The sequence below is a fragment of the Nocardioides deserti genome (assembly GCF_014266025.1).
In the GTDB taxonomy this organism is placed as follows: Bacteria; Actinomycetota; Actinomycetes; order Propionibacteriales; family Nocardioidaceae; genus Nocardioides; species Nocardioides deserti.
Genome location: NZ_JACMYC010000019.1, coordinates 22958 through 48508 on the forward strand (window position 1 = coordinate 22958; position 25551 = coordinate 48508).

24 protein-coding genes and 1 pseudogene are annotated in these 25551 nt (G+C 65.6%); 15 read left to right on the forward strand and 10 right to left on the reverse strand.

Annotated features, from left to right (window positions below):
- Positions 1-3 precede the first annotated feature (3 nt).
- On the forward strand, positions 4-1425 hold the full coding sequence (locus H7344_RS18545; RefSeq protein WP_444544118.1) for a sugar nucleotide-binding protein: 1422 nt from the start codon (positions 4-6) through the stop codon (positions 1423-1425).
- Here H7344_RS18545 and H7344_RS18550 read toward each other — a convergent pair.
- The 6 genes from H7344_RS18550 to H7344_RS18575 form a co-directional block, all read right to left on the reverse strand.
- Positions 1404-1757, reverse strand: a complete 354-nt coding sequence (locus H7344_RS18550; RefSeq protein ID WP_186347472.1) for a phosphomannose isomerase type II C-terminal cupin domain — start codon at positions 1755-1757, stop codon at positions 1404-1406. The two genes, H7344_RS18545 and H7344_RS18550, sit on opposite strands and share 22 nt — an antisense overlap.
- Before the next feature lie 86 nt (positions 1758-1843).
- The gene (locus H7344_RS18555) at positions 1844-2122 is read right to left on the reverse strand and encodes a DUF2516 family protein (protein ID WP_186347473.1); all 279 of its coding nucleotides are present in this window, start codon (positions 2120-2122) and stop codon (positions 1844-1846) included.
- 63 nt (positions 2123-2185) lie between these two features.
- A complete protein-coding gene (dtd, locus tag H7344_RS18560) occupies positions 2186-2620 on the reverse strand; it encodes a D-aminoacyl-tRNA deacylase (RefSeq protein WP_186347474.1) in 435 nt (144 codons plus the stop codon).
- Positions 2621-2823: 203 nt separating this feature from the next.
- Complete coding sequence (locus H7344_RS18565) at positions 2824-3537, reverse strand: hypothetical protein (RefSeq protein ID WP_186347475.1); 714 nt, start codon at positions 3535-3537, stop codon at positions 2824-2826.
- Positions 3538-3560: 23 nt separating this feature from the next.
- Entirely contained in the window at positions 3561-3959 is a 399-nt protein-coding gene (locus tag H7344_RS18570; RefSeq protein ID WP_186347476.1) for a helix-turn-helix domain-containing protein, read from the reverse strand.
- Positions 3960-4059: 100 nt separating this feature from the next.
- A complete protein-coding gene (locus tag H7344_RS18575; RefSeq protein WP_229707216.1) occupies positions 4060-4983 on the reverse strand; it encodes an asparaginase in 924 nt (307 codons plus the stop codon).
- 87 nt (positions 4984-5070) lie between these two features.
- Between H7344_RS18575 and cysC the strand changes: the two genes are divergently transcribed.
- Both cysC and manA read left to right on the forward strand, forming a co-directional pair.
- On the forward strand, positions 5071-6921 hold the full coding sequence (gene cysC / locus H7344_RS18580; protein ID WP_186347478.1) for an adenylyl-sulfate kinase: 1851 nt from the start codon (positions 5071-5073) through the stop codon (positions 6919-6921).
- Positions 6922-8154, forward strand: a complete 1233-nt coding sequence (gene manA / locus H7344_RS18585) for a mannose-6-phosphate isomerase, class I (RefSeq protein WP_186347479.1) — start codon at positions 6922-6924, stop codon at positions 8152-8154. It begins immediately after the preceding gene.
- 10 nt (positions 8155-8164) lie between these two features.
- Here the strand turns inward: manA and gmd are convergent, their stop codons facing one another.
- Positions 8165-9193 (reverse strand): GDP-mannose 4,6-dehydratase, encoded by a 1029-nt coding sequence (gene gmd / locus H7344_RS18590; RefSeq protein ID WP_186347480.1) that lies wholly within the window; start codon positions 9191-9193, stop codon positions 8165-8167.
- Between the two features lie 81 nt (positions 9194-9274).
- Between gmd and H7344_RS18595 the strand changes: the two genes are divergently transcribed.
- The gene (locus H7344_RS18595; RefSeq protein ID WP_186347481.1) at positions 9275-10213 is read left to right on the forward strand and encodes a sulfite exporter TauE/SafE family protein; all 939 of its coding nucleotides are present in this window, start codon (positions 9275-9277) and stop codon (positions 10211-10213) included.
- A 65-nt stretch (positions 10214-10278) separates the two neighbouring features.
- On the opposite strand, the gene H7344_RS18600 is transcribed toward H7344_RS18595, so the two are convergent.
- Positions 10279-11445 carry a nucleotide sugar dehydrogenase gene (locus H7344_RS18600; RefSeq protein WP_186347482.1) on the reverse strand — a complete coding sequence of 389 codons (1167 nt, stop codon included), beginning with the start codon at positions 11443-11445 and terminating at the stop codon, positions 10279-10281.
- Between the two features lie 164 nt (positions 11446-11609).
- Between H7344_RS18600 and cysD the strand changes: the two genes are divergently transcribed.
- The 10 genes from cysD (at position 11610) to H7344_RS18650 (ending at position 22821) form a co-directional block, all read left to right on the forward strand.
- Complete coding sequence (gene cysD, locus H7344_RS18605; protein ID WP_186347483.1) at positions 11610-12524, forward strand: sulfate adenylyltransferase subunit CysD; 915 nt, start codon at positions 11610-11612, stop codon at positions 12522-12524.
- Positions 12524-13798 carry a sulfate adenylyltransferase subunit CysN gene (cysN, locus tag H7344_RS18610; protein ID WP_229707217.1) on the forward strand — a complete coding sequence of 425 codons (1275 nt, stop codon included), beginning with the start codon at positions 12524-12526 and terminating at the stop codon, positions 13796-13798. The genes cysD and cysN overlap by 1 nt, the downstream gene beginning before the upstream one ends.
- A gap of 249 nt (positions 13799-14047) precedes the next feature.
- The gene (locus H7344_RS18615) at positions 14048-14437 is read left to right on the forward strand and encodes an HAD family hydrolase (protein WP_186347484.1); all 390 of its coding nucleotides are present in this window, start codon (positions 14048-14050) and stop codon (positions 14435-14437) included.
- Positions 14434-16059 carry a hypothetical protein gene (locus H7344_RS18620; RefSeq protein ID WP_186347485.1) on the forward strand — a complete coding sequence of 542 codons (1626 nt, stop codon included), beginning with the start codon at positions 14434-14436 and terminating at the stop codon, positions 16057-16059. The genes H7344_RS18615 and H7344_RS18620 overlap by 4 nt, the downstream gene beginning before the upstream one ends.
- Positions 16047-16793, forward strand: a complete 747-nt coding sequence (locus H7344_RS18625; RefSeq protein ID WP_186347486.1) for an NTP transferase domain-containing protein — start codon at positions 16047-16049, stop codon at positions 16791-16793. The genes H7344_RS18620 and H7344_RS18625 overlap by 13 nt, the downstream gene beginning before the upstream one ends.
- Before the next feature lie 14 nt (positions 16794-16807).
- Complete coding sequence (locus tag H7344_RS18630; protein ID WP_186347487.1) at positions 16808-18304, forward strand: glycosyltransferase; 1497 nt, start codon at positions 16808-16810, stop codon at positions 18302-18304.
- Between the two features lie 160 nt (positions 18305-18464).
- Positions 18465-19370 carry a glycosyltransferase family protein gene (locus H7344_RS18635; protein ID WP_186347488.1) on the forward strand — a complete coding sequence of 302 codons (906 nt, stop codon included), beginning with the start codon at positions 18465-18467 and terminating at the stop codon, positions 19368-19370.
- 27 nt (positions 19371-19397) lie between these two features.
- Complete coding sequence (locus H7344_RS18640) at positions 19398-20597, forward strand: hypothetical protein (protein WP_186347489.1); 1200 nt, start codon at positions 19398-19400, stop codon at positions 20595-20597.
- Positions 20594-21556 carry a hypothetical protein gene (locus H7344_RS18645; RefSeq protein WP_186347490.1) on the forward strand — a complete coding sequence of 321 codons (963 nt, stop codon included), beginning with the start codon at positions 20594-20596 and terminating at the stop codon, positions 21554-21556. The genes H7344_RS18640 and H7344_RS18645 overlap by 4 nt, the downstream gene beginning before the upstream one ends.
- The gene (locus H7344_RS18650) at positions 21553-22821 is read left to right on the forward strand and encodes a hypothetical protein (protein WP_186347491.1); all 1269 of its coding nucleotides are present in this window, start codon (positions 21553-21555) and stop codon (positions 22819-22821) included. The genes H7344_RS18645 and H7344_RS18650 overlap by 4 nt, the downstream gene beginning before the upstream one ends.
- 206 nt (positions 22822-23027) lie before the next feature.
- On the opposite strand, the gene H7344_RS18655 is transcribed toward H7344_RS18650, so the two are convergent.
- Entirely contained in the window at positions 23028-23252 is a 225-nt protein-coding gene (locus H7344_RS18655; RefSeq protein ID WP_186347510.1) for a hypothetical protein, read from the reverse strand.
- On the opposite strand from H7344_RS18655, the pseudogene H7344_RS18660 reads away from it, so the two are divergent.
- Positions 23251-24534: pseudogene (locus H7344_RS18660) on the forward strand (IS3 family transposase). The gene H7344_RS18655 and the pseudogene H7344_RS18660 overlap by 2 nt on opposite strands.
- Here the strand turns inward: H7344_RS18660 and H7344_RS21315 are convergent.
- A complete protein-coding gene (locus H7344_RS21315; RefSeq protein WP_222130870.1) occupies positions 24479-25369 on the reverse strand; it encodes a transposase in 891 nt (296 codons plus the stop codon). The pseudogene H7344_RS18660 and the gene H7344_RS21315 overlap by 56 nt on opposite strands.
- Positions 25370-25551: the final 182 nt, after the last annotated feature.

A 25551-nucleotide genomic window follows, 5' to 3' on the forward strand; every position in this document is an offset into this window, starting at 1 on the left:
CTGGTGGTCGAGCTCATCGAGACCCAGATCCCCGGCCTGCTCGTCGTCCGCCTCGACGTCCACGAGGACTCCCGCGGCTGGTTCAAGGAGAACTGGCAGCGCGCGAAGATGACCGACCTGGGCCTTCCCGACTTCGGTCCGGTGCAGAACAACATGTCGTTCAACACCCGCCGGGGCGCCACCCGAGGCATTCACGCGGAGCCGTGGGACAAGTTCGTCTCGGTCGCGGCCGGGCGGGTCTTCGGCGCGTGGGTGGACATGCGGGAGGGCCCGTCGTTCGGCATGACCTTCCACATCGAGATCGAGGCTGCCGTCGCCGTCTTCGTCCCGCGGGGCGTCGGGAACTCTTACCAGACGCTCGAGGACGGCACCGTCTACAGCTACCTGGTCAACGATCACTGGCGACCTGGCTTCACCTACCCGGCCCTCCACCTCGGCGATCCGACGGCGGCGATCCCCTGGCCGATCCCGCTGGAGGAGTCCGAGATCTCCGCGAAGGACCTCGGCAACCCCTCCCTCGACGACGTCGTCCCGATGGCCCCGCGCAGGACGCTGGTCGTCGGCGCGGGCGGGCAGCTCGGCCGGGCACTCTGCTCGACCTTCCCGGCGGCCGTGCCGGTCGATCGGGACGAGCTCGACCTGACCGATGCCGCCGCGGTCGAGGCGTGGCCCTGGCACGAGTACGACACGGTCCTCAACGCCGCCGCCTACACGGCGGTCGATGCCGCCGAGACTCCCGAGGGCCGACGTGCGGCGTGGGCGGCGAACGCCAGCGGCCCGGCGACGCTCGCCAGGCTCGCGGGTGAGCACGGGTTCACGCTCGTGCACTACAGCTCCGACTACGTCTTCGACGGCACGGCGGCCGGCCCCGACGGCCACACCGAGGACGAGGCGCTGTCGCCGCTCGGCGTCTACGCCCAGTCCAAGGCGGCCGGCGACCTCGCGGTGGGCACCGCTCCTCGCCACTACGTGCTGCGCACGTCGTGGGTGGTCGGCGACGGCGCCAACTTCGTCCGCACGATGCAGCGGCTCGCTGCCGACGGCGTCTCGCCGGCCGTCGTCGACGACCAGGTGGGCCGGCTGACGTTCACCGACGAGCTGGTCCGCGCGACCAGCCACCTGCTCGACGGCAAGGCGCCGTACGGCATCTACAACGTCACCAACGGTGGCGAGCCGACCAGCTGGTACGACGTCGCGCGGGCCGTCTTTCGGCTCGCCGGGCGCGACGAGTCGGACGTGACGCCGACCAGCACCGCGGCGTACGCCAAGGAATACGGTCAGGGCAAGCAGCTCGCCCCACGGCCGCTCCACAGCGTGCTCGACCTGGCGAAGCTCCGTGCGACCGGCTTCGAGCCCGAGGACGCGATGACCGCGCTCGAACGGTACGTCCGCGGCGAGACGGCTCAGGCCGACAGCCGCCCGTAGTCGTCCTCGAGCCGGCAGATGTCGTCCTCGCCGGTGTAGCGGCCCATCTGGACCTCGATGAGCACCAGGTCCTCGTCCTCGAGGTTCGTGATGCGGTGCGGCTGCCCGATCGCGACGTCGACCGAGTCGCCCGGCCCGGCCAGCACGACCCGCCCGTCGACGACGCAGGTGGCTCTGCCGGCGACGACCGCCCAGTGCTCGGCGCGGTGCTCGTGGGTCTGGTACGACAGCCGCGACTGCGGCCGCACGGTGATGCGCTTGACCTTGAACCCGTCGCCCTCGTCGAGGACCTGCCAGGTCCCCCAGGGCCGCGTGTCCCGCTCGCCGATCATTCGGTCCCCCCGTCACCCGCCGACGTCCGGCGGTCCGTGGAGGCTAGCGACGGACGGATGCCGCGGGCTGGTCCTTGAGGAGATCTTTAGCGTCGTCGCAGGCTGAGCAGCGCGGGGCGCACGTCGGCCAGGTAGACGAAAGCCGCGATCGTGAACGCGAGGTTCAGCAGCAGCCCGACCGGCAGCAGCTGCACGACGAGCCCGATGCCGAGGATCAGGCACCACGCCGGCTTGGTCAGCTTGCCGGCCGCTTCGTACTCCTCGGCGCTGTGCAGCAAGCTGTTGACGAACGCGAAGATCTTCACCGCAAGCAGCACGAACATCACGAGCAGCATCACGTAGCTCTGCACGGCGAAGATGTCCATCACCGCACCAGCCTATCCGGCCGGCTTGCTCACCTCACGCACTCCGGCCCGGCCGGGACGGAGTCACCGCTCAGCGGTGTCCAGGATCAAGGTGATCGGCCCGTCGTTGACCGACGCGACCCGCATGTCCGCGCCGAACCGCCCCCGCTCCACGCGAGCGCCGAGCCGCTCGAGCTCCGCACACAGCGCGTCGTACGTCGGCTCGCTGACCGGGCCGGGCGCCGCGGCCTGCCACGTGGGGCGCCGACCCTTTCGGGCATCGCCGTACAGGGTGAACTGGCTGACCACCAGCACCGGCGCACCGACGTCGCTGGCCGACCGCTCGTCCCGCAGCAGCCGGACGTCCCAGATCTTGCGCGCGATCCAGCCCACGTCATCCGGCCCGTCGCCGTGCGTGACGCCCAGGTAGACGAGCAGTCCCGGCTCGCCGATCGCTCCGACGGTCTCGCCGTCGACGGTGACGCTCGCGGACAGGACGCGCTGGACGACGGCTCGCACGGGCCCACCCTCTCGCACCCGGCACCACCGCTGGTTGAGCAGCAAGCGCGAGCGAGCGTCGACGAGACCCCCGCACCAGCGCAGGTCCGCAACCGATAAAGGCACAGAGACGACGAAGGCCCCGGACCATCCGGTCCGGGGCCTTCGGTTCAGAAGAGGCTCAGCTGACCGTCAAGGCCAAGCTCGCCGTCCTGCGGGACTCTTCAGTCCCCGACCTTCTTGGCGGCGGCGGTCGTCGCCTTGGAAGCCGAGGTGGCGGTCTTCTTGGCGGCGGTTCCGGTGGCCTTGGCACTGCTCTTGGGGGCGGCGGTCGTCTTCTTCACGGTCCGCTTGGCGGTGTTCGTAGTCTTGCGAGCGGTCGATTTGGTCGCCTTGGCGGTCTGCGTCTGCGTGGTCTTCGCCTTGCTGACGGTCGTCTTGGCCGCGGCGGCGGTCGCCTGCGTCTCCTCCTGACGGCGGATCCGCGCGAGCAGCTGCTCGCCGCGCTTCGCGAGGTCGGCGTAGGTGTCGGAGACGATCACGACGTTCTCGTCGACGGTCTTCTGCAGCCGGGTCGGCAGCGCGCGGGCCTCGCCCTGCAGCTCGGCGACGCGGGCCTCGACGGCGGCGCGGCGGGCCTTGGCGTCCTTCGAGAGCGCCTCGAAGCGGGCGTTGACGGCGACGAGCGCCTGGTCGCGCAGCGCCTTCGGCTCGAGGTCGAGGTCGGCGACCGACTTCTGCACGGTCTCCTGGGTCGCGGCGAACCGCTTCTGCACGTCGGCCGCGTAGTCGCGGACGTAGCCGACGACGAGGTCGGTGGCGCCGACGCCGGCGTAGAGCGGGCGCTTCGCGGCCGCGGGGATCTCGATGTCGGCCAGCGTCTTGTCGGCCAGACCCCTGATGTCCAGGGTCTTGATGTCGAACGTGGTCTTCGCCATGTCGTTCTCTCCTTCGGTGGGGGTCAGTCCTGGGTGTCGGGCAACGCTGGATCGGCCTGGGGCTGACCGGCGTTGAGGGCCAGGAACGAGGCGTGGATGTCGAGCAGGGACTGCTTCTGCCGCTCGGTCAGCCGCGCGTCGTTCAGGACCGCGAGCTCGACGGAGCTCCCGATCCCGTCCTCCGGGCTGACGATGCCGGCGCGGACGTAGAGCTGCTCCGCGGAGATGCGCAACGCCTTGGCGATCTGCTGCAGCACCTCGGCCGAAGGCTTGCGGAGCCCCCGCTCGATCTGGCTGAGGTAGGGATTGGAGACACCCGCCTGCTCGGCGAGCTGGCGGAGCGAGAGCGACGCGGCGGTGCGCTGCTCCCGCAGGTAGTCCCCGAGAGACCCGACTGCGGTCCCCACTTTTCCCTTGGCCATGTCCCCATAGTGCTTGCTCCTGCTAGCGCTTGCAAGTGCTAGCGGCGTGAGTGGGCCCACAAAGATGAGAAAGTACGCCGCTTGCTGGGGCTTGCAGGCTTCAGATCGCTGCCCGGACAGCTCCCACGACCCGCCCACCGCCGTGCAGCTCGACCCGACCGGTCCGGCGCACGACGTCGTCCGCGACCCCAGCCCGTTCTAGGGCGGCCGCCAGCACCACGCGGCGAGCGCGGTCGGCGCCGTCGTCGATCTTGAGCGCGAACGCCGACCCGTCGGGCAGGGCCAGCGCGTGGCACGCCTCGGCGCCCATCTTCCCGACCGCGCCCGGAATCGCGGCGAGGACGTCGCGCTCGTCGCGAGTCGTGCCGGAGACCATCTCGGGGTGCCGGCGAATGGCGTCGGCGACCCGCCCCTCCGGGCCATCGGTCGCGACGGCGAGCGCCCGGAACGCCCGCGCCAGACCTGTCAGCGACGTCGACAGCAGCGGCGCGCCGCAGCCGTCGGTGGCCGCGACAGCGATCGGCTCGCCGGTCAGCTCGACGAACGTCTCGGTGATCGCCTTCTGCAGCGGGTGGCCGGGGTCGAGGTACGTGCCGAGGTCCCAGCCGTTGAGCACGCAGGTAGCGAGCATCGCCGCGTGCTTGCCCGAGCAGTTCATGTGGATCCGCGTCCGTTGCCCACCCGCTCGGACGTGCGCGAGGCGCACCTCCTCGTCCAGCGGGTAGTCCTCCGGCGTCTGCAGCGCCGCCTCGTCGAGGCCGACGGTCGCGAGAATCCGGCGTACGCCGTCCACGTGCAGCTGCTCGCCCGAGTGCGACCCGCAGCCGAGCGCCAGGAGGTCCGAGGGCAGGTCGAGCCCGTGCCGCACCATCGCCAGCGCTTGGACCGGCTTGTTGCAGGACCGGGGCAGCACGGGCGAGGTCACGTCGCCGACCGACCACTCGACCGTGCCGTCGGCAGCCAGCGCGACGACCGACCCGTGGTGGCGGCCCTCGACGAAGCCGGAACGGACCACCTCAGCCACGACGACGGGTCCAGCGACGACAGGACCGGGAGCACCAGGAGCAGCCATACGGCCAACCCAACCACGGCGGTTTGCAAGGATGAGCGGGTGCCGAACCCGCCGCAGTACTGCCCCACCCCGCGCGAGCTCGACGACCTGGAGCTGCTGGTCACCGGCGCGCTGGCTCCGTTGAGCCGGTTCGACGAGCCGGGCAGCCCCGTGACCCTCACCCTGCCGGACGACGTGGCCGCCCCGGCCGCCGAGGCGGGTGCCGTCGAGCTGGTCGATCCTGAGGGCCTGCCGCTCGCCCGGGTGAACGTGCCCGGCGGCGAGGTCGAGGCACTGACCCATGTGCAGTACGGCCCGTTCCGCCGTCACTACCTCTCCCCCGCTCAGGTGCGCGAGGCGTACGCCGGCCGCACCTTCGTGCCTGTCACCGACGCCCTCACCGAGGCCCAGGTCGAGGATCTCCGCGCCCTCGGACCGGCGGTCCTGCTCGCGTACGTCGGCGCCGGCACGCCCGCGCTGTCCCCGGTCGGTCTCATCCGAGCTTCCCTCGCCGCAGCCGACCTGCTCGCGGACGCGGCCGTCGTCGCCGTGCCGCTCGCCGCCCACGGCGACGCCGAGCTCGACCACCAGCTCGGCGTCCAGGTCGCGCACACGTACGCCGCCGGCGATCCGGTCCACGCCCTGGCCGAGCCCGCCGACGACGCCTACCCGCCGTCGATCGCCGCGATCGTCGACTTCGACCGCCCGGAGCCGGCCGACCAGGGCCTCGTGCTGTTCTTCACCGGGCTGTCCGGCAGCGGCAAGTCCACCCTGGCCAGGGCGCTGATGGACCGCCTGCTCGAGCAGGGCACCCGCACCGTCACGAGCCTCGACGGCGACGTCGTGCGCCGCAACCTCTCGGCCGGCCTGACCTTCTCGAAGGCCGACCGGGAGACGAACATCCGCCGCATCGGCTGGGTCGCCGCCGAGATCTCCCGGCACGGCGGGGTCGCGGTCTGCAGCCCGATCGCGCCGTTCGACGAGACCCGCCAGCAGGTCCGCGCGATGGTCGAGGACGCGGGCGGCGCGTTCTTCCTCGTCCACGTCGCCACACCGTTGGAGGAGTGCGAGCGTCGCGACCGGAAGGGGCTCTACGCGAAGGCGCGCCGCGGCGAGATCCCTGAGTTCACCGGGATCTCCTCTCCCTACGAGGATCCCGCCGACGCCGACGTCCGCGTCGACACCACTGGCCGCACCATCGACGACGCCCTCGCCGACGTCGTGGAGGCGCTGCGTGAAGCCGGCTACCTGGACCTGTCGGCAGGTTTCGAGACGGTTGCTGCGCAACCTCCTCAACCAGCCGACGCAAGCTCCTCAACCACTCGGGACCCTCGGCTGGTTGAGGAAGGCGAGCTAGCGCCTGTCGCGAAACCCGCCGAGCAGCCGCTCAAGGTCCTCTTCGTCTGCACCGCCAACATCTGCCGCAGCCCGTTCATGGAGGTCGTGGCCCGCAAGCTCGCCGGCCCCGACGCGAGCGTGACCTTCGCCAGCGCCGGCACGCACGGGTTCCGCGACCACCCGATGGACGAGGTCATGGGCGGCACGCTGGCCGGCCGCGGGGCCGAGGTGGGCGACTTCGCCAGCCGCGCGGTGACCCGGCAGATGGTCGACGAGGCCGACCTGGTCCTCACGGCCGAAGCGGCGCACCGCACGTTCATCCTCGACGACCAGCCGGCGGCGTTCCGGAAGGTGTTCACGATCGGGCAGTTCGCCGAGGCCGTCCGCGCGGCGGACACGTCGCTCGCCGGCCGCGAGCTCGTCAGGGCGGTCGGCGACCGTCGCGGCACGGCCGACGCCATGCTGGACGTCGCCGACCCCTACCGCCGCGGGCCCGAGGCAGCCGAGCAGGCGGCCGTCGGGATCGAGGAGCTGCTGCGCGTGATCATCCCGCGGCTGACCGGACGGGCCTGAATGTTCGTCCTCCGCAACGCGATCCGGGACTACGCCTGGGGCTCGAGCACCCACCTGCCGCGCTTCCTCGGGACCGAGCCGACCGGCGACCCGCAGGCCGAGCTGTGGATCGGCGCGCACGACGGCGACCCGTCGTACCTCCCCGACGGCCGCGCGCTCAACGACGTCATCGCCACCGCGCCGCAAGAGCTGCTCGGCCGGACGGTCGTCGACACGTTCGGCCCGCGACTGCCGTACCTCATGAAGGTCCTGGCCGTCGCCGAGCCGCTCTCGCTGCAGGTGCACCCGAGCAGCTCGCGGGCTCGGATCGGCTTCTCCCGGGAGGATGCGGCCGGCGTGCCGCTCGACGCGGCGCACCGCAGCTACAAGGACGCCTTCCACAAGCCGGAGCTGATCTATGCGCTCACCCGGTTCGAGGGGATGGCCGGCTTCCGGGACACGGAGAAGTCCGCACAGATCCTGCGCCTCCTCGACCTGCCCTGGGCCGACGACGTGGCCCACCGACTCGAGTCGGGGCCGGCGTTCCAGACGCTGCGCGCGATCGTCACCGAGATGCTCGCCCGCACCGGGCCGGACCTCGAGGCGCTCCTCGCCGAGATCCAGCGCGCCGCCAAGCACGCGGAGGAGCGCGGCCACCGCGAGGAGATGCGCGTCAACCCGGTGCGGGTCGACCCGGCACGGATCAGCCGCGAGGCGACGCGGGTCTTCGCGATGGTCGGCAAGCTCATCGACCAGTACCCCGCCGACCCGGGCGTCCTGGTCACGCTGCTGCTCAACCACGTCGTCCTGGCGCCGGGCGAGGCGATGTTCCTCGACGCGGGCGTCATCCACGCCTACGTCTCCGGGCTCGGCGTGGAGATCATGGCGTCGTCGGACAACGTGCTCCGCGCCGGTCTCACGCCCAAGCACATGGACGTCCCGGAGCTGCTGTCGGTCACCAATTTCACGCCGATGCCGGGGCCGCAGTGGCTGCCCTCGGTCGCAGCGCCACACCACTGTCACCTCGAGCCGCCGGTCCCCGACTTCTCCCTCACCGTGGGCGACGTCCCGGACGTGACCGCGCCCGCCGCCGGTCCGCGGACGGTCCTCGTGCTCGACGGCGACGTCGAGCTGCTGACGGCGGACGAGACGCTCGCCGCCGGCCGCGGTCAGACCGTCTTCATCGGTGACGCCGACGGGCCGGTCCGCATCGTCGGTCGCGGGCGGGTCGCCATCGGCGGGGTGCAGCTCTGAGCAGACCCGGTCAGCCCTGCCAGGCCGGCAGCTCGGGGCGGTCGATCCAGTGCCGACCCTCGTGGCGGAGCGCCTCGATGTCGGCGTCGACCATGATCCGCACCAGCTCGGCGAACCGCACCTGCGGCTTCCAACCGATCCGGGACTCCGCCCGGCTGGCGTCGCCGACCAGCGCGTCGACCTCGACCGGGCGGACGTACCGCTCGTCGAAGCGCACGTGCTTCTCCCAGTCCAGACCGGCGTGGTCGAACGCCGCCACGACGAAGTCCCGCACCGTCGCACTCTCCCCGGTCGCCAGGACCAGGTCCTCCGGCTCGTCGGCCTGCAGCATCCGCCACATGCCCTCGACGTACTCCGGCGCGTAGCCCCAGTCGCGCACCGCGTCGAGGTTGCCGAGGTAGACGAAGTCGTCGAGACCGGCCTGGATCCGCGCCACGGCCCGGGTGATCTTGCGGGTCACGAACACCTCGCCGCGCCGCGGGGACTCGTGGTTGAAGAGGATCCCGTTGACGGCGTGCAGGCCGTAGCTCTCGCGGTAGGTCGTGGTCAGCCAGTGCGCGTACGCCTTCGCCGCGCCGTAGGGCGAGCGCGGCCGCAGCGGCGTCGTCTCGCTCTGCGGCGGCGGCTCGGCACCGTACATCTCCGAGCTCCCGGCTTGGTAGAACCGTGCGCCGACGCCCGACATCCGCAGTGCCTCGAGCAGCCGCACCGCGCCGATGCCGGCCGCCTCACCGGCGTGCTCGGGCTCGTCGAAGCTGGCGCCGACGTACGACTCCGCCGCCAGGTTGTAGACCTCGTCGGGCCGCACCTGCTGCAGCAGCGCCAGCAGCCGGCCGCCGTCGGAGAGGTCGCCGCGGTGGAGGAAGAACCGGCAGTCCGGGTGGTGGGTGTCCTCGACGAGGTGCGCGACGCGAGAGGTGTTGACCGACGACGTACGCCGCGCGAGCCCGTGGACCTCGTAGCCCTTGGTGAGCAGCAGCTCGGCGAGGTACGACCCGTCCTGGCCCGTAACGCCGGTGATCAGCGCCCGCTTCGTCATGGGCCGCAGTCTCCCATGCGCTCACGGCGCGCCCGGCGACAAAACCCGCCTTTCACGATGACAGCACTAGGCTTTCGCGCCGTGGACGACCTTCTCACCACCTCTGCCCTCGCCGTGCTGGCGGTCAGCTTCGGCGTCGGCATCGTCGTCGGGCTGACCGGGATGGGCGGCGGCGCCTTGATGACGCCGGCCCTCATCTTCCTCGGCATCCCCCCGACCGCCGCGGTCGCCAACGACCTCGTCGCTGCGGCGGTGAACAAGACGGTCGGGGCGTCGGTCCACTGGAAGACCGGGTCACCGAACCTCAAGCTCGCGACGTACCTCATCGTCGGCTCGGTGCCGTTCGCCCTCGCCGGCGGCTTCATCGTGCAGGAGATCGGCGGCGAGGACGCCGAGGACTTCCTCGTCACCGCGATCGGCATCGCGCTGCTGTTCGCGGCTGCGAGCTACGCGCTGCGGATGTACCTGCAGCTCCGCCTCGTCACCTCCGGCAACCAGGCGCCCGCCGGCGAGCCCAGCATCCGTCCCGTTCCCACGCTCCTCGTCGGCGCCGTCGGCGGCCTGCTCGTCGGCATCACGTCGGTCGGCTCCGGCTCGCTGATCATGGTCGCACTGCTGCTGCTCTACCCGACGCTCTCGGCGCTGAAGCTGGTCGGCACCGACCTCGTCCAGGCCGTCCCCCTCGTGCTGGCTGCGGCCATCGGCCACGTCGTCGTGAACGGCGTCGACTGGGCCGTGCTGATCCCGCTGATCCTCGGCGGCACCCCCGGCACCTTCCTCGGCGCCCGCATGGCCAGCTGGGTCAGCCAGTCGGTCATCCGCCGCGGCATCGTCATCGTGCTCAGCCTGACCGGCCTCAAGATGCTCGGCGTCTCCCCCGAGGTCGTCGGCATCATCGGCGCCGGCCTGCTTCTCCTCGGCCCCCTCGCCTGGGGCTTCGTCCGCCAGACCCGCGGCCTCCCCGCCTTCGACAACAACGCGGCCGCTTGGTACCACGACCGCCAGGACCAGAAGCAGTAGCCGCTGGTTGCGCAGGTATCGACGACGGCTCGCTGGCGCTCACCTGCTCAACCAGCGGTTGCTCCTCAGTCCCGGCCGTAGATGTCGCGGGTGTAGACCTTGTCCGCAACATCGGCCAGCACGTCGGTCCGCCGGTTCGCGACGATCACGTCCGACCGCTTCTTGAACTCGTCGAGGTCCCGCACCACCTCGGAGTTGAAGAACAGCTCGTCCTCCAGCGCGGGTTCGTAGACGACGACCTCGATGCCCTTGGCCTTCAGCCGCTTCATCACGCCCTGCACCGACGACATCCGGAAGTTGTCGGAGCCCGCCTTCATGATGAGCCGGTAGATGCCGACCGTCTGGGGGTTGCGCCGTAGGATGTCGGCGGCGATGAAGTCCTTGCGCGTGGTGTTGGCCTCGACGATCGCGCTGATGAGGTTCTGCGGGACGTCTCGGTAGTTGGCCTGCAGCTGCTTGGTGTCCTTGGGCAAGCAGTACCCGCCGTACCCGAAGCTCGGGTTGTTGTAGTGGCTGCCGATCCGCGGGTCGAGCCCGACGCCCTCGATGATCTGCGCGCTGTCGAGACCGCGCGTCGCCGCGTAGGTGTCCAGCTCGTTGAAGTAGGCGACGCGCAGCGCCAGGTAGGTGTTGGCGAAGAGCTTGATCGCCTCCGCCTCGGTGGAGCCCGTGAGCAGCACCGGGATGTCCGTCGCCACGGCTCCCTCCACCAGCAGGTCGGCGAACAGCTTTCCCCGCTCCCCCTCGTCGCCGACGACGATCCGCGAGGGGTGCAAGTTGTCCCACAGCGCCCGGCCCTCGCGCAGGAACTCGGGGCTGAAGATGATCGCGGCACCCTGATGCCGCTCGCGCAGCTCGGCGGTGAAGCCGACCGGCACCGTCGACTTGATGACGATCGTCGCATCCGGAGCGAGCTCGAGCACGTCGGCGACCACCGCCTCCACGGAGCGGGTGTTGAAGTAGTTGGTCCGCTCGTCGTAGTCGGTCGGCGTCGCCACGACGACCAGCTCCGCTCCGTCGTACGCCGCGTGGCCGTCGACGAGCGCGACGAGGTCGAGCTCCCGGTGCTCGAGGTACTCCTCGAGCTCAGGGTCCTCCAGCGGTGACCTCCGCTGGTTGACCGACGCCACCCGCGCCGCGTCGAGGTCCACCGCACGGACCTCGTGGTGTTGCGCCAGGACAACGGCATTCGAGAGGCCGACGTATCCAAGGCCGACGACAGCGATCTTCACGCCGCGAGCCTAGGTCCAGTGGCGCGTTCAGCCGTCCTGGCGCGCTGCGACCCGGCCCACCCGCAGGTGTCGCGCCACACTCACTCCGCGGCGCGCTTCGCCGCCCGACGCCCACCGTGGCTACGATGACGGCTGCTGTCCCGACGAGAGGTCCCCTGCACGTCATGACCGACACCCACGCCGACTACCGGCTGAGCCAGCTCGACCAGCTGGAGGCCGAGTCGATCCACATCTTCCGCGAGGTCGCTGCGGAGTTCGAGAAGCCCGTCCTGATGTTCTCGGGCGGCAAGGACTCGATCGTCATGCTGCGCCTGGCCGAGAAGGCGTTCTACCCGGCGAAGATCCCGTTCCCCGTGCTGCAGGTCGACACGGGTCTGGACTTTCCTGAGGTGCTCGCCACCCGCGACAACTGGGTGAACCGCCTCGGCGTGAACCTCGTCGTCGCCAGCATCGACGACGCGATCGCCAACGGCGTCGTCGTCGACGACGGCAAGACGAGCCGCAACCGGCTGCAGATCGGCACCCTGCTCAACGCCATCGAGGAGAACGGCTTCACCGCCGCCTTCGGTGGTGGCCGCCGCGACGAGGAGAAGGCCCGCGCCAAGGAGCGCGTCTACTCCCACCGCGACGAGTTCGGCCAGTGGGACCCGAAGAACCAGCGCCCCGAGCTCTGGAGCCTCTACAACGGCCGCCTGCACGCCGGCGAGCACATGCGGATCTTCCCGATCTCGAACTGGACCGAGCTGGACGTCTGGGACTACATCGGCCGCGAGGGCATCGAGATCCCGCAGATCTACTTCTCCCACCAGCGCCGCGTGTTCGAGCGCGACGGCATGCTGATGAGCGAGACCCCGCTCAACCCCCTGCGCCCGGGCGAGGTCGTCGAGGAGCGCACCGTGCGGTTCCGCACCTGCGGCGACATCACGCTGACCGGATGCGTCGAGTCCACGGCGTCCACCGTTGACGAGATCATCGACGAGATCTCGATCGCGACGCTCACCGAACGAGGCGCCACCCGTGGCGACGACCGGTTCTCCGAGGCAGCCATGGAGGACCGGAAGAAGGAAGGCTACTTCTGATGAGCACCGTCAAGAGCACCCAGATGGACCTGCTCCGCTTCGCCACCGCGGGCTCCGTCGACGACGGCAAGTCCACCCTCATCGGGCGGCTCCTCCTCGACTCGAAGTCGATCTTCGCCGACCAGCTCGAGGCCGTCGAGTCGACCTCGAAGTCCAAGGGGTACGACTACACCGACCTCGCCCTCCTGACCGACGGTCTGCGCTCCGAGCGCGAGCAGGGCATCACGATCGACGTCGCGTACCGCTACTTCGCGACACCGAACCGCAAGTTCATCATCGCCGACACCCCGGGCCACGTGCAGTACACCCGGAACATGGTCACCGGCGCCTCCACCGCCGACCTCGGCCTCGTGCTCGTCGACGCCCGCCAGGGTCTGACCGAGCAGTCCCGCCGCCACGCGGTGATCCTGTCGCTCCTCCGGGTCCCGCACCTGGTGCTGGCCGTGAACAAGATGGACCTCGTGGACTACTCCCAGGAGGTCTACGACAAGATCCACAACGAGTTCACGCAGTTCGCGACGAAGCTCAACATCCCTGATCTCGAGGTCATCCCGATCTCGGCGCTGGCCGGCGACAACGTCGTGAACCGCTCCGAGAACATGAGCTGGTACTCCGGTCCCACGCTCATGCACCACCTCGAGAACGTGCACGTCGCCTCCGACCGCGACCTGATCGACGCCCGGTTCCCGGTCCAGTACGTGGTCCGGCCGAAGTCCGACGAGTTCCACGACTACCGCGGGTACGCGGGCATGGTCGCGGGCGGCGTGCTCAAGCCGGGTGACGAGGTTGTCGTCCTGCCATCCGGCATGACCTCGAAGATCTCCAAGATCGACCTCTTCGACAAGGAGGTCACCGAGGCGTTCCCGCCGATGTCGGTGACCGTCCACCTCGAGGACGACGTCGACGTGTCCCGCGGGGACATGATCGCCCGCGTCAAGAACGCCCCGCAGCCGTCCCAGGACATCGACGCGATGATCTGCTGGATGACCACCACCCCGCTCAAGCCGCGGCAGAAGCTGGCCATCAAGCACACCACCCGCACGGCACGCGCCCTGGTCAAGGACATCCAGTACCGCTTGGACGTCAACACGCTGCACCGCGACCAGGAGACGAAGGAGCTCGGCGTGAATGAGATCGGCCGCGTCCAGCTGCGCACCACCGTGCCCTTGCTGTGCGACCCCTACTCGCAGAACCGAACCACCGGGTCGTTCATCCTCATCGACGAGGCCACCGGCGTCACTGTGGGCGCAGGCATGATCAATCAGGCGAACTGAATGATGTGTGGGTTTTCGCCTCTGTCGTTCAACGTCGCGCGTAAGCGCTGTAGCACCCGTGAGCCGGGGCAGTGCATCTGTCTTCTCGCTCGCCGGCTAACGGAGAAGAACAACGGTGGACACGGGAAAGAAGCCCTCAGTCCCGTGGCAAGGACTGCGCTTAGACGCGGAATCTTGCTCGCTAGCGCAGAACTTCACGCCGAGTGCTGACCGCGAAGGCTTAATCGATCGAAATGAGGACTACGTCCAGTGAACAAGATCGTAATCGACCTGGACGGCACCCTCACGAAACCCGTCACCGGCGAGCAGGTCGACTACCGGGCTGTTAGCCCAAACCACGAGGTGGTAGCCCGCCTCAGGGAGTATCGCGAATCTGGCTTCGAGATTGTCGTACTCACCGCACGCAACATGCGCACCTATCAGGGCGATCTCGGGAAGATCAACGTTCACACGCTTCCCACCATTCTTGAGTGGTTAGATCGCCACGACATCCCCTACGATCAGGTTGTCGTCGGCAAACCATGGTGCGGCCCTGACGGGTTCTATGTGGACGACCGGGCCGTCAGGCCCGATGAATTCGCGCGAATGTCCCCGTCCGAAATAGCGTCACTGATCCAAGAGAACGTAGACGCGCAGTGAGGGTCCTTCTCATCATGTCGGGCGCGTATGTGGCCGACGACCTAGCAAGCGAGTTCGGGAAACTGCCCCCAGCACTCCTGCCGGTCAAGAATAGGCGCCTCCTTGAACTCCAACTCCAGAGCTTCGACTTTGAGCACGATCAGAAGTACATAACCATACCGCAGGATTACCCACTGGCCGAGGCGGATCAGGACCTGCTTCAACGGGCCGAGATCTCAGCGATTCCGGCCGATCCCAAGGTCAGTGCGAAGACTGCGCTATTAGCCGCCGTGAGTGAGATCCTCGCTCGGAGTGCCGGCCCGATAGTTTCGCTCACACTCGTTCTTGGTGACACCCTCCACGAGTATGCCCCTTTTCCGGACATCGACTCGTATGCCGTTGGCACTCCACTGCCCGAATACAAGTGGTCGATCGTTGATATCCGCGAAGGACAGATCGCGGGGGTTTCTGAGGAGCGGCATCCAGCAGCTGGTGACCAGGTGCTCACCGGATACTTCACCTTCAAGCATATTGCTCGCCTTGTGCGCGAGCTTAACCGCAACAAATCGCTCACATCCGCGCTGTCTGCCTACGCTGCTGCTCACCTAGTTGCACCACAACGAATGGGCGAGTGGCACGACTTCGGACACCTGCATACCTATTTTCGAGCGCGCATGGAGATGACCGACACGCGGTCGTTCAATGAGTTTGCAACGGCAGGCCGCGTCCTGACGAAGAGTAGCTCTCGCGAAGGCAGGATCGATGCGGAGGCGTCGTGGTTCGAGAGCCTCCCCGCCGCGATGCGCATCTACGTGCCACAGTTCATGGGTCGATCCCCCGACCGAACCTCGTACTCGCTTGAGTACCTATATCTCTCTCCCCTTAGCGATCTTTACGTATTCGGCGAACTTACCAAGCAGGCCTGGGCAAACATCCTCGACGCCGTGTGCCAGTTTGTTGAAGATTCACGGCAAGCAGTATCGGAAGATGGCATCCCCTCCAAGTTCGTGGACGAGTATAGGAGGAAGGGGTACGAGAGGTTAGCGGAATTTGCTGCCCAGGGGGGCGACGTCGACCGATTGGTTTCCGTTAACGGCGCTCCCCCGACGAGTCTTCGCAAGATGCATGACGCTCTCTGTGCACTACTCGAGGATCGGAAGGAAGTTTCCGAGAAGTTGTCACACGGCGACCTGTGCCTGTCGAACATCCTGTACGACTTCCGTACGCGAGGCGTTAGGCTAATTGACCCGCGGGGGTCCAACCTGAATGGAGAAGTCTCGCTCTACAGCGATGAGCTGTACGACTTGGCTAAACTCAACCACTCGTTCATCGGTGGCTATGACCTAATCCTTGCTGGCAGATATGCTCTGGATCGCGTTGCGGATGACTCGATCAATTTTCGAGTCAAGCGAACTCCATCTCAGGAAGCTATCTCGAACCAATTTAGAGGCCTCGTGCGCGAGAGATTTGCGCATGAGGATGGTTCGGGAGATCTCAGGGTTCTTGATGCGGTAACCGCATTGCTATTCATTTCTATGCTGCCATTGCACAGTGACCGCCCTGATCGACAACTAGCCTTTCAATGTGTCGCTTCTGAAATTCATTCGAAGATCGTGCTTGGACAAGAGGGATGGCACGCATGACGATTGTGATTCCGATGGCCGGCGAGGGATCCAGGTTTCGTCAGGAAGGCTACAAGCAGCCTAAGTGGAGCCTACCGGTCGACGGGCGTACATCTTTTGAGCACGCCGTCTTGACCTTCGAGGCACTCTTTCAAGAAGAAGAGTTCGTTTTCGTATGCAGGAAAGACACTGAAACGTCTAGTTTCGTTCGCGCACGGAGTCAGGGTTTAGGGATTCGCACGTTTCGAGTCGTCGAGTTGGAAGAGCCGACGAGCGGGCAGGCGGAGACGGTCTACAAGGCGATTGCGAAACGGGGTCTGGACGACAAGTCCAGGCTCTACATCTTCAACATCGATACCTTCAGACTCGGGTGGACGCCGGATGATGGGCGGGGCGCAGGCGGGCATCTTGACACCTTCCTTGGCGACGGTGAATCGTGGTCTTTTGTCGCAGGTGATCCAAGTCGGGCAACTGCCACGGCAGAGAAGGTAAGAATCTCGCCGTTCGCGTCGACTGGCCTGTATGAGTTTGGCTCGATCTCAATTTACCTGGATGCCTACGATACTGAGTTAGCGGCCCGAGAATCCCGGCGAATTGATGGCGAGTTGTATGTAGCTCCGTTGTACAACCACCTGATCAACGAAGGTCTAGTCGTTACTTTCGAAGTCGCACCAGCCGAGTGCGTCGTGCCGTGTGGTGTGCCGCGTGAGTACGAGCGTCTGCTCTCGACGAACTGGAAGAGGCCACAAGGGTGACGAGAGATGGAAGCGTGGAGGTAGCCGACTCCGCAAGTGTGGCGAATACAGGTCCCGTTGCGGGCGCTCCCACTTGGAGCATCGTAACTGTCACCTTTAATAGCGCAGAAACGCTTTCTGTGTACTGGCAGGAACCGCTGCCGGACTGGTGCGAGTGGATCGTAGTCGACAACAACTCGACCGACGAATCGGCCCGAGTAGCGCGCTCGTTGGGGGCGAGTCGGGTGATACAGACTGGGAGCAATCTCGGATTCAGCCGGGCGAACAATCGTGGCCTGGGGGCGGCTGGCGGTCGCTATATCGCATTCGTGAATCCGGACGTATCGGTCGACTTCTCTTCGTTGGAGGCAATTGCGATCGAGCTCGAGAAGAGTTCTGGGATCGTGGCTCCGGCTCTACTGAACGAGGACGGAAGCTATCAACACAACGGTCGAGGATACCCGACCGTTGTTCGCAAGATCAGGAACCGGATACCGGGCGGCGCTTCTCCGAAGTACATGCTCAAGCTCTCTGACGAACCCGTTCAACATGTTCCATGGGTGACGGGGGCGGCAGTATGTGTACGAGCGGACGACATTCGCGCATTAGGTGGCTGGGACGAGAGCTATTTCCTATACCACGAGGACGCGGACCTGTGTATGCGATTCCACCGCAGCGGTATGCCGGTGCGACTCATGCCGAGGGCCAGGTGGGTTCATGGTTGGGCGCGCGAGACCAAGACGCTCAACTGGCTGGCCTGGAATCGCGAACTCACTTCCGCTCTTAGGTTCTATCGACGCCACCCTGCCCTAGCGCTTGTCCCTAACGGGACCCCGGTGAGAAACTTCGTGCAACGTATCCTTAACGCCGTGGGGCGAGACTACCGGCCGCAGAACGGCAGTCGGGCGAGCATTCCGACTCTCGCGGGATGGTACGGCCGCAAGGTTGGATTGCGGGCGTTAAGGGGGCTCGCCCAACGCCCTCTGTTTGGAAAAGGGACGGGGATCTTCCTGCTGGGCAAGCGAGCGACGATCTCGTATCGCCGTAAGATCTTGGTAGAGTCGGGCGCCTACATCGGCGACGATGCGTGGATCAACGCGTTCTCCAAGGACGGAGTCTTCGTAGGTCGGGGCGTAACGATTCGTGAGCGCGCCTGGATCCAATGCGCCTCACATCCGTCGAACCCCGGCGTAGGGCTGTGGATTGGAGACAGGACTTATATCGGTCCAGGCTCCAAGATTGGAGTCGGGGGGCCCATCCGAATTGGATCCGAGTGCCAGATCGGAGCGGACTTTACCGTCGTCGCGGAGAATCATGCGTTGACGGAACATGGGGCCGCCGCTGACGAGGTGTCCCGTCAAGGAATTAGCATCGGTGACGGTGCTTGGATTGGTCACGGCGTGACGGTTCTCGACGGGGTTACTCTCGGCGCGGGAGTCGTCGTCGGGGCAGGTGCGGTCGTCACGCGGTCCTTTGCTGCTGGTTCGGTAATTGCAGGAGTGCCGGCTCGTGAGATCCATGCTTCGGGTTGACCTTGTGGTTCGCAGCGATGCGGACACGAAGCCCGGCGGAGATATACAGCAAGCACGGGCCACACACGAAGCTCTAGTGAGGGCTGGCGTCGACGCCGTTGTCTCGGCATGTTCCTTAGACGTTGGCGTAAGGGACAGGGCTATATGCCACTATTTCAATGTGGATCGGCCCTTCGAGCTGCTGGAGGCATATCGCTACTGCGACCGGAGGGGTATTCCGCTTGTCGTCTCAGCAATCCATCATGACCGCGAGAAGGTGCGGCGGATGCGGTCTGGCGATGATCGCTTGTGGTCGAATCTGCCGCCATCGATTTTCGACTTCGCCAGTTTTGGACTGCAAGTGGCTCGGGAACCACTGTCCTTCCGTTCGCGCGCCGCAACCGCCAGTCGGGGGTTCGTAAACCTTCTGGCACTTCGGCGCCGCGTTTCTGAAGCGTTGGATCAAAGTCACGTGATTGCACTCTCCGAGGCGGAACGCGGCTCGCTCGTCCGGGACTTCTCTTACCAAGCGCGGACGTTGAGCATCATCAGGAATGGATTCGATGGCGCTCCGAGCTACTCGAACGCTGTACGGGATATCCAGATGATCTGCGTAGGCCGAATTGAACAGCGAAAACGGCAGTTGGAATTGCTCCACACCGCCGACAAATTGGGTTTAGGCGTCACGTTCGTGGGCTCCCCGAATCCCAATCAGCGGCCTTACACGGACCGCTTCGCTTCGCTCGTGGCGAAGAGCCGCTTCTCGACTTGGACCGGTGCGGTCACGGGGGATGAAGTCGCGGCGATGCTGCGCCGTTCGGTCTGTTCGATCAATGCCTCTTGGGTGGAGGTACAGAGCCTTGTGGATATCGAGGCGGTGAGCGCCGGCTGCTGGGTGGGATGCACGGAAGATGGCGGCTCGTCAGCCGAGCTGCTGGGTGCGCCCGTTCGGCGGTTCGGAGCGGGAGATTTGGAGGGGGTTCTGCGTTGGGCCGCTTCGCAATCTCCGCCGGCACCGCCTGGGAATATCGTTCCGTCTTGGGATGACGTTGCCAGAGACCTGATTGCTCTGTATCAGGGACTCTGAGCGATGTCGCGAACGTCGTTAGACCGGATGAATACGATAGCATTTATCGTTTCGACCCTGCTGGGTTCGGGGTCTGTACTGGCGGCGATGGTCGTACTGGTTGGTATCCACGGCGCTGATGAGTGGGCTCCCATAGGCTTAGGGCAAGCAATTGGCCTGTACCTATCTCTGTTTCTGTACTGGGGCTGGAATCTCAACGGCCCTGCCCTAATAGCAGACGCTGACGAGGCGTGGCCGGTCGTGCGCGCGAGTCTAGCTTGGCGGACGGTCCTCCTGGCTCCGACGTTGGTTGCCGCTGTTGGATTCTCGCTTGCACTCTCTACCCAGTCCGCTCCCCTGGTTATTGCGGCCTCTCTTGGTGTCGTGCCGCTAGGGATGTCATTTGGTTGGGCTTTTGTTGCACGCCGGGAGGGCCTATCACTGCTCTGGTGCGACGCTATTCCACGTGCCTCTTCGCAGATTGGGGGGGCGATCCTGTCGAGCTGGTTCGGACTAATGGGCTATGCTATTGTGACAATCGTTGGGGCGACCTCCGCGGTGGCTCTTAGTGTGTTCGCGCTGAGGCCATCGCGTAACACAACCGAAGAGGTCAATTTCCGAGTTGACTTGAAATTGGGTCGCAGTACCGGCCATGGCCTGGTTGCAGACTTGGCTTCGTCTGTCTACCTGATTCTGCCGACGGTCCTAGTGGGCGCCTTCGCTTCTTCTTCGTTCGCGCTGTTCGCCTTGCTGGAGCGATTTCAACGCGGGGCCAAACTCGCGATTCAACCGATCGGGCAGATTCTGATGGGCTGGATTCTCGCGTCGTCAGGACGCGTGCGGATAGTTAGGATCCGGCACTCCGTGCTGGCCGTCGCAGCTTTCGGCTGCGTCGCCAGTTTGGCGTACGCCGTGTTGCTTCCGCGAATCCTGGGTGTGATCGATCCAGCGATCGATGTAGACCACATCCAAGTTTGGCTATTTGCTGGCGCACTTTTGGCCAGCTCTATCGGTTATGGCCTCGGGGTACTGGGTCTGGCGTCGCTGGGTGCTGGTCGGAAGTTCGCGCGCGCCTCCGTTGCTGGTTGTCTGGTGTCTCTCCCAGTTCTATTTCTTGCCGTGCCTGTTGGCGGCGTCCGCTTCGCTGTACTCGCCATGGTGTGCGCTGAGGTCGTTGTGGTTATCTTCATGGTCGCGTCATTTCCTAAGGTCGTTAGAACGTTCCTTCACGTAAGGCGAGCCGCATGAATTTGTTTGTTTCTCTAGCGGTCCACGAAGCTCCGGATGTTGTGATAGATCAACTTCGCAACATCGATCGATACTTGTCGCCGAGTGCGTCAGTTGTTCATGTTTCGCCATCAGCCACCTTCGGGCCAGCCGAGCTGCGTGAACGTGCCGCTGATGCCGGCATTACCAGCCTTATAGTCAATGATGAGCAACTTGACGCGTCATTTGGGCTTCTGATGAGGGCCCATATTAGCAATTTCAAGCTAATGGATGCGGGATCTCCTGGGACGGTCGTCATGCAATCCTCCAATGACATGTATGTGCGGCAAGTGCCGCATGATATTTTCCGTCAGTATCCCGCGGGATTCAATAGACGCTTGGTGACGTCGAACTGTTCGTGGGATTTCCGGAGTCTGGCGTTAAGTGATCCCTTGATTAACGGTCTGAACCCTAGGGCGATGCCGACCGTGATGTCCCAGGTTGAGGGAAGTTGGTATCCGCTCGATTTTATATCGGATGCCATGCCCATCCTCTCATCTTGGTCGAGTTCGCTGACGGATCTTGAAAGGTATCCTAGGGAAGAGACGCTTCTTCCTTCATTGGCGTTTCACGAAGGTGTCAAGGGGACCGAGGGTGTGCTGGTATTCAGTGAGGCGACCCGTGAGGATTTTCGTCTCTCTCGTTCGCGGACGCTTGCACGAAAGCTGTTAGGCCCAGCCGGACGCAGGAGCCCATCGGCGGTGCGGTATGGGTCTCGCCTGCTGCGCACATCATATATGCCTCTGACCTGGGCAGATGTTGTGTCGGTGTATCATGGGAAGCTTCCCAGCTGTGGCGAGTACCTGGACATGGACTGGAATAATGCTCGCGTTTACGTGGAATCTCAGGTGTGCGGTGTGAAGCGTGTGGCCCGAGACTATGACGATGAGATCCGCACGAACATTAGGCACGCGATCTTGGATGGCGAGCTTCGGCCGTGATGGTGCTGCTTGTTGGCTTGGTGGGGTCCATTTCAATCTGCGCCTTCTACTGGCGTTCTGTAGGCGACTGGGTCTCGGCGCTCCCGGTGTTTGTGTTGTTCACTTCCGGCATCGGGATTCTTGGATACCTAACATACTCTTCCTTCGCGTCGGCCGAAGGCGCTGCCGGAATCGTCGTCTCGCTTAGCGAGGGCGATGCTGAATCCGGTGCGCGCCTGTTCCTTACTGTCTCTCTCGCGGCCGGGCTCAGCGGGTTGGGCACGTCCGCAGTGTTGAGGCGACTGGCTCCAGTTCCCAAGCGGCCCCAGTTTCGGTCGTTGGTGCGGCGGCGAGTCGGAGCCCTGCAGTGGATTCCGATCGGTCCGCCGGTCCTGCTGGCTTCACTACTGGGCGACTCTTTGATTGAGCGACGCGAGTATATTGCGGACCACCTCTCTGGGAGCCTCTTAGTCGCTGGAATGAATCTCATTCTGGTTGGCGCTGTCGCTGTTGGTGGTTACACCGTAAGGTTGGGAACCTGGTGGCTTCCGGTCGCCACGCTCCTGCTTTGTGAGGTTGTTTCGTTCGGGCAGGGAAGTCGTATCTTCGCCATCCTTCCGCTAGTCTTCATTGGTTCAGTCGTCGCGGGTTCTGGTCTGAATGTGGCCCGCGCTCTATCGCTGCTCCTTGCTGCAGGCGGTTCTATTCTCCTTCTCGGAGTGCCTCTCCATCTTCGATCGCTTTCGATGCATGGTGTGCTTCCGTACCTTTCAGAGCTTCCGGATGCCGTCGGGGTCTCACTTTCAAGTGTGGACCTTGCGGTCATGAACCTGCTTGCAGGATTCCCTATTTCGATTCGTGCGTCACAGGTGGGTGGCTTTGTCGCTGATCGCGACCTGATGATCAGTCTTAATCCCTTACCTGGCTCAATGGCCGGATGGGACGAGGTGGTTGTGTCCCACAGGTTGAACTACTACACGCCTTTTTCCGGCGTGGGCGAGCTTGGTGCGATCGGCGGCCTGAAACTGTTTATGGTGGCTTGTCTTGTTGGGGTCTTGCTAGCCGTGCTGGACTACTTCGTGCATCGGAGCCTGCGGTCTTCTGCGATCCTAATCCCACTCATCTGCTTTGGGATGGCTTGTATGTTTGCGTTGTTCTTCTCGCAATATACGGTGCGTGCGAGTTTTCGAATTCTTTACTACGCGCTATTGCTTTTGTTGGCATCCTCGCTTTTCAAGCGAACCTCTGAGGGATCGTCAGTTAGGGTCCGGGAATCGGTGTTCTAGGGCTGGGTGCGCGGTTCTGAGGGTCCGAGCCATTGGGTGCGATTAGACTGCTACTTTGGGGAGTTCTGGCATGGCAAGGTCCGGGCTCGTCGGGTAAAGTCCAGACGTAGCGCGGGCGGCAGCGCCCGCTCGGCTCGCATTATGTGCTTGGGCCTCGCGTCAAGGCAGTGTGTGGATTCCCATGCGAGCATTCGTCCATAAGCGGCTCATCCGATTTCAGGGTGTAGTCGCGGTCTGAAGCCGCCGGTCTCGAGCAGGCTTCTGGCGATGTAGTTGGTGAGGTTGCGGAACCCGAGCGAGGAGCCGCGGAGGTGTTCGAGCCGGCCGTTGGATCTCCTATGTTTGTCAAGCGGCCGCTGCGGGAGTTCGCTGCCTTGAAGCGCCCCAGGTTTGATGCCGCTCCCTTCTGAGTCCAGGAGGATGAGCACCATGCTGAGGATGATTGATCCCGAGCTGCGTGAGCGCGCGGTGCGGATGGTGCGGGAGCACCAGCAGGACTACCCCTCGGTGTCCGCGGCGTCTAAGGCTGTGGCCGAGCGGCTCGGTTTGGGCGAGAGACGGTGCGTCGCTGGGTGATGCACCCCGACGTCGACGCGGGCGTCAAGCCGGGCGTGACGAGCGAGGAGCACGCTGAGATCAAGCGGCTCAAGGCCGAGAACAAGCGGCTGCGTGAGGATGTGGAGATCCTCCGCGCAGCAACGAGTTTCTTCGTGGGGGAGTTCGACCCCCGCAACCGCTGATCGTGGCGTTCATCGACGATCAACGCTCCCAGGGGCGCGCGGTCGAGTCGACCCTTTCGGAGGCTGCCGGGTCCCGCGCGAGCAGGGCCTCCAGGTCGCCGCGCGCACCTACCGGTCCTGGCCCCAGGCCGCCCGGACGGTCGCTGCTCGCACCGTTACCGACGCCCAGGTCACCGCCGCGGTCCGCGACATCGCCTGGACCACCGACGTCCACGGCCAGCGCCGGCTCGCACCCGAGGGCCTCTACGGACGACGCAAGGTGGTCAGCCGCGTGCGTCGCACTGTGCTGCCCGAGGCATCAGCGGGCGCGGTGGACCGAGCGATGCGCACGCTGGGCCTGCAAGGGGTGCGCCGCGACACGGGCGTGCGGACCACGATCCCGGCCAAGGACGGCAAGCGGGCCGATGACCTGCTAAACCGCGACTTCACCGCCGCAGCACCCAACCGGACCTGGGTCACCGACTTCACCTACGTCCGCACCTGGGCGGGCTTCGTCTACGTGGCGTTCATCGTCGACGTCTTCGCCCAGCGGATCGTGGCCTGGCACGCCGCCACGACCAAGCAGACCGACCTGGTGATGGTCCCGCTGCGCATGGCGTTGTGGGAGCGCGAGCGCGAGGGACATCCCACGGTCGCTGGGGAGCTCATCCACCACTCCGATGCCGGCTCCCAATACACGAGCCTTCGGCTGACCGAGCACCTCGACCTCGAGGGCATCAGGCCCTCAATCGGGTCGGTCGGCGATGCCTACGACAACGCGCTGATGGAGACCATCAACGGCCTCTACAAGGCCGAGTGCATCCGCACCAACCTCTTCCACGACGGCCCCTGCAAGACCATCGCCGACGTCGAGTACGCCACCGCCGGCTGGGTCGAGTGGTACAACAACACACGCCTGCACGGGTCACTGAGGATGCTCACCCTAGCCGAGTACGAGCAAGGCCACTACGCAGCCCCCAACCGAGAGCCGTAACCCGCATAGGGACGGCAGAGAACCTGGGGCGCTTCAGCTTCTGGATCCGGTAGAGGGGGTCGCTCTTGCTGCCGCGGTGGTCCAGGGTCTCTTGCTGGACCCGGCGGCGGCACTCATCGACCGCTGCAGTGCCGAGCTTCACCATGTGGAAGGCATCAAGGGCCGCGACGGCGTCCTGCAGGTGGTCATCGATCGCGGTCTTGTAGCCCTGGAACGGGTCCAGGGCGGCGACCTTCACGCCGCTGCGGAACGCTTCGCCACGTGCGGTGAGCCAGTCGGCGTAGGCCGCACCGGTGCGGCCCGGAACGAGATCGAGGAGTCGTGCCCGGAGACGTCCTTGCTGGTCACGGGTCAGATCGACCGTCCCCGTGAGCTCCTTCGGACCGCGTCCGCCGGCCTCGATCGGCTTGGCCGAGACGTGGTGCCAGATGTGCTCATCGACGCCTAATGCGACGACTTTTTCGAACCGGGTCTCGTCGTCGGCCATCGCCTGCAGCAGCGGTTCGATCGAGCCCCACACCGTCTTCGACGTCGCGCCGAGCTGGCGGTCGACACCGGAGACCGACGCGTGCTCACGACGGGTCTGGCTGATCGCCCACCAGCACGCCCGGGTGGTCAGCAGCGCCCGTGGCCGGGCGAGGCCCTCGTGCCATTCAGTCCACGACCCGACCGGGCACCGGGACTCGTGACAGCGCCAGGTCCGCTTGCGCCAGACCAGTAGGACCGGGCGGCCGAAGCAGGGCACGTCGATGAGGAGCACGTCGCGGCGGCCGTGGCTGTAGGCGACCACGCCGCACGACCGGCAGCCCGTCGTGGCCGGCTCGGACTCGATCACGACCTCGAGTGGCGCCGGTGCTGGTCGACGGCGACAACGTGGAACCCGTTGAGTTCAACGAGGACGTCGCACCGGTCGCGGTAGGAGGCGAAATCTGGACATGAGCGCGCGCGATCGCACGCCGTAGGCTCGGGCATCGTCGAGGCCTTCCGGCTGGGTAGCTTGGTCGCTCCCGATCTTGG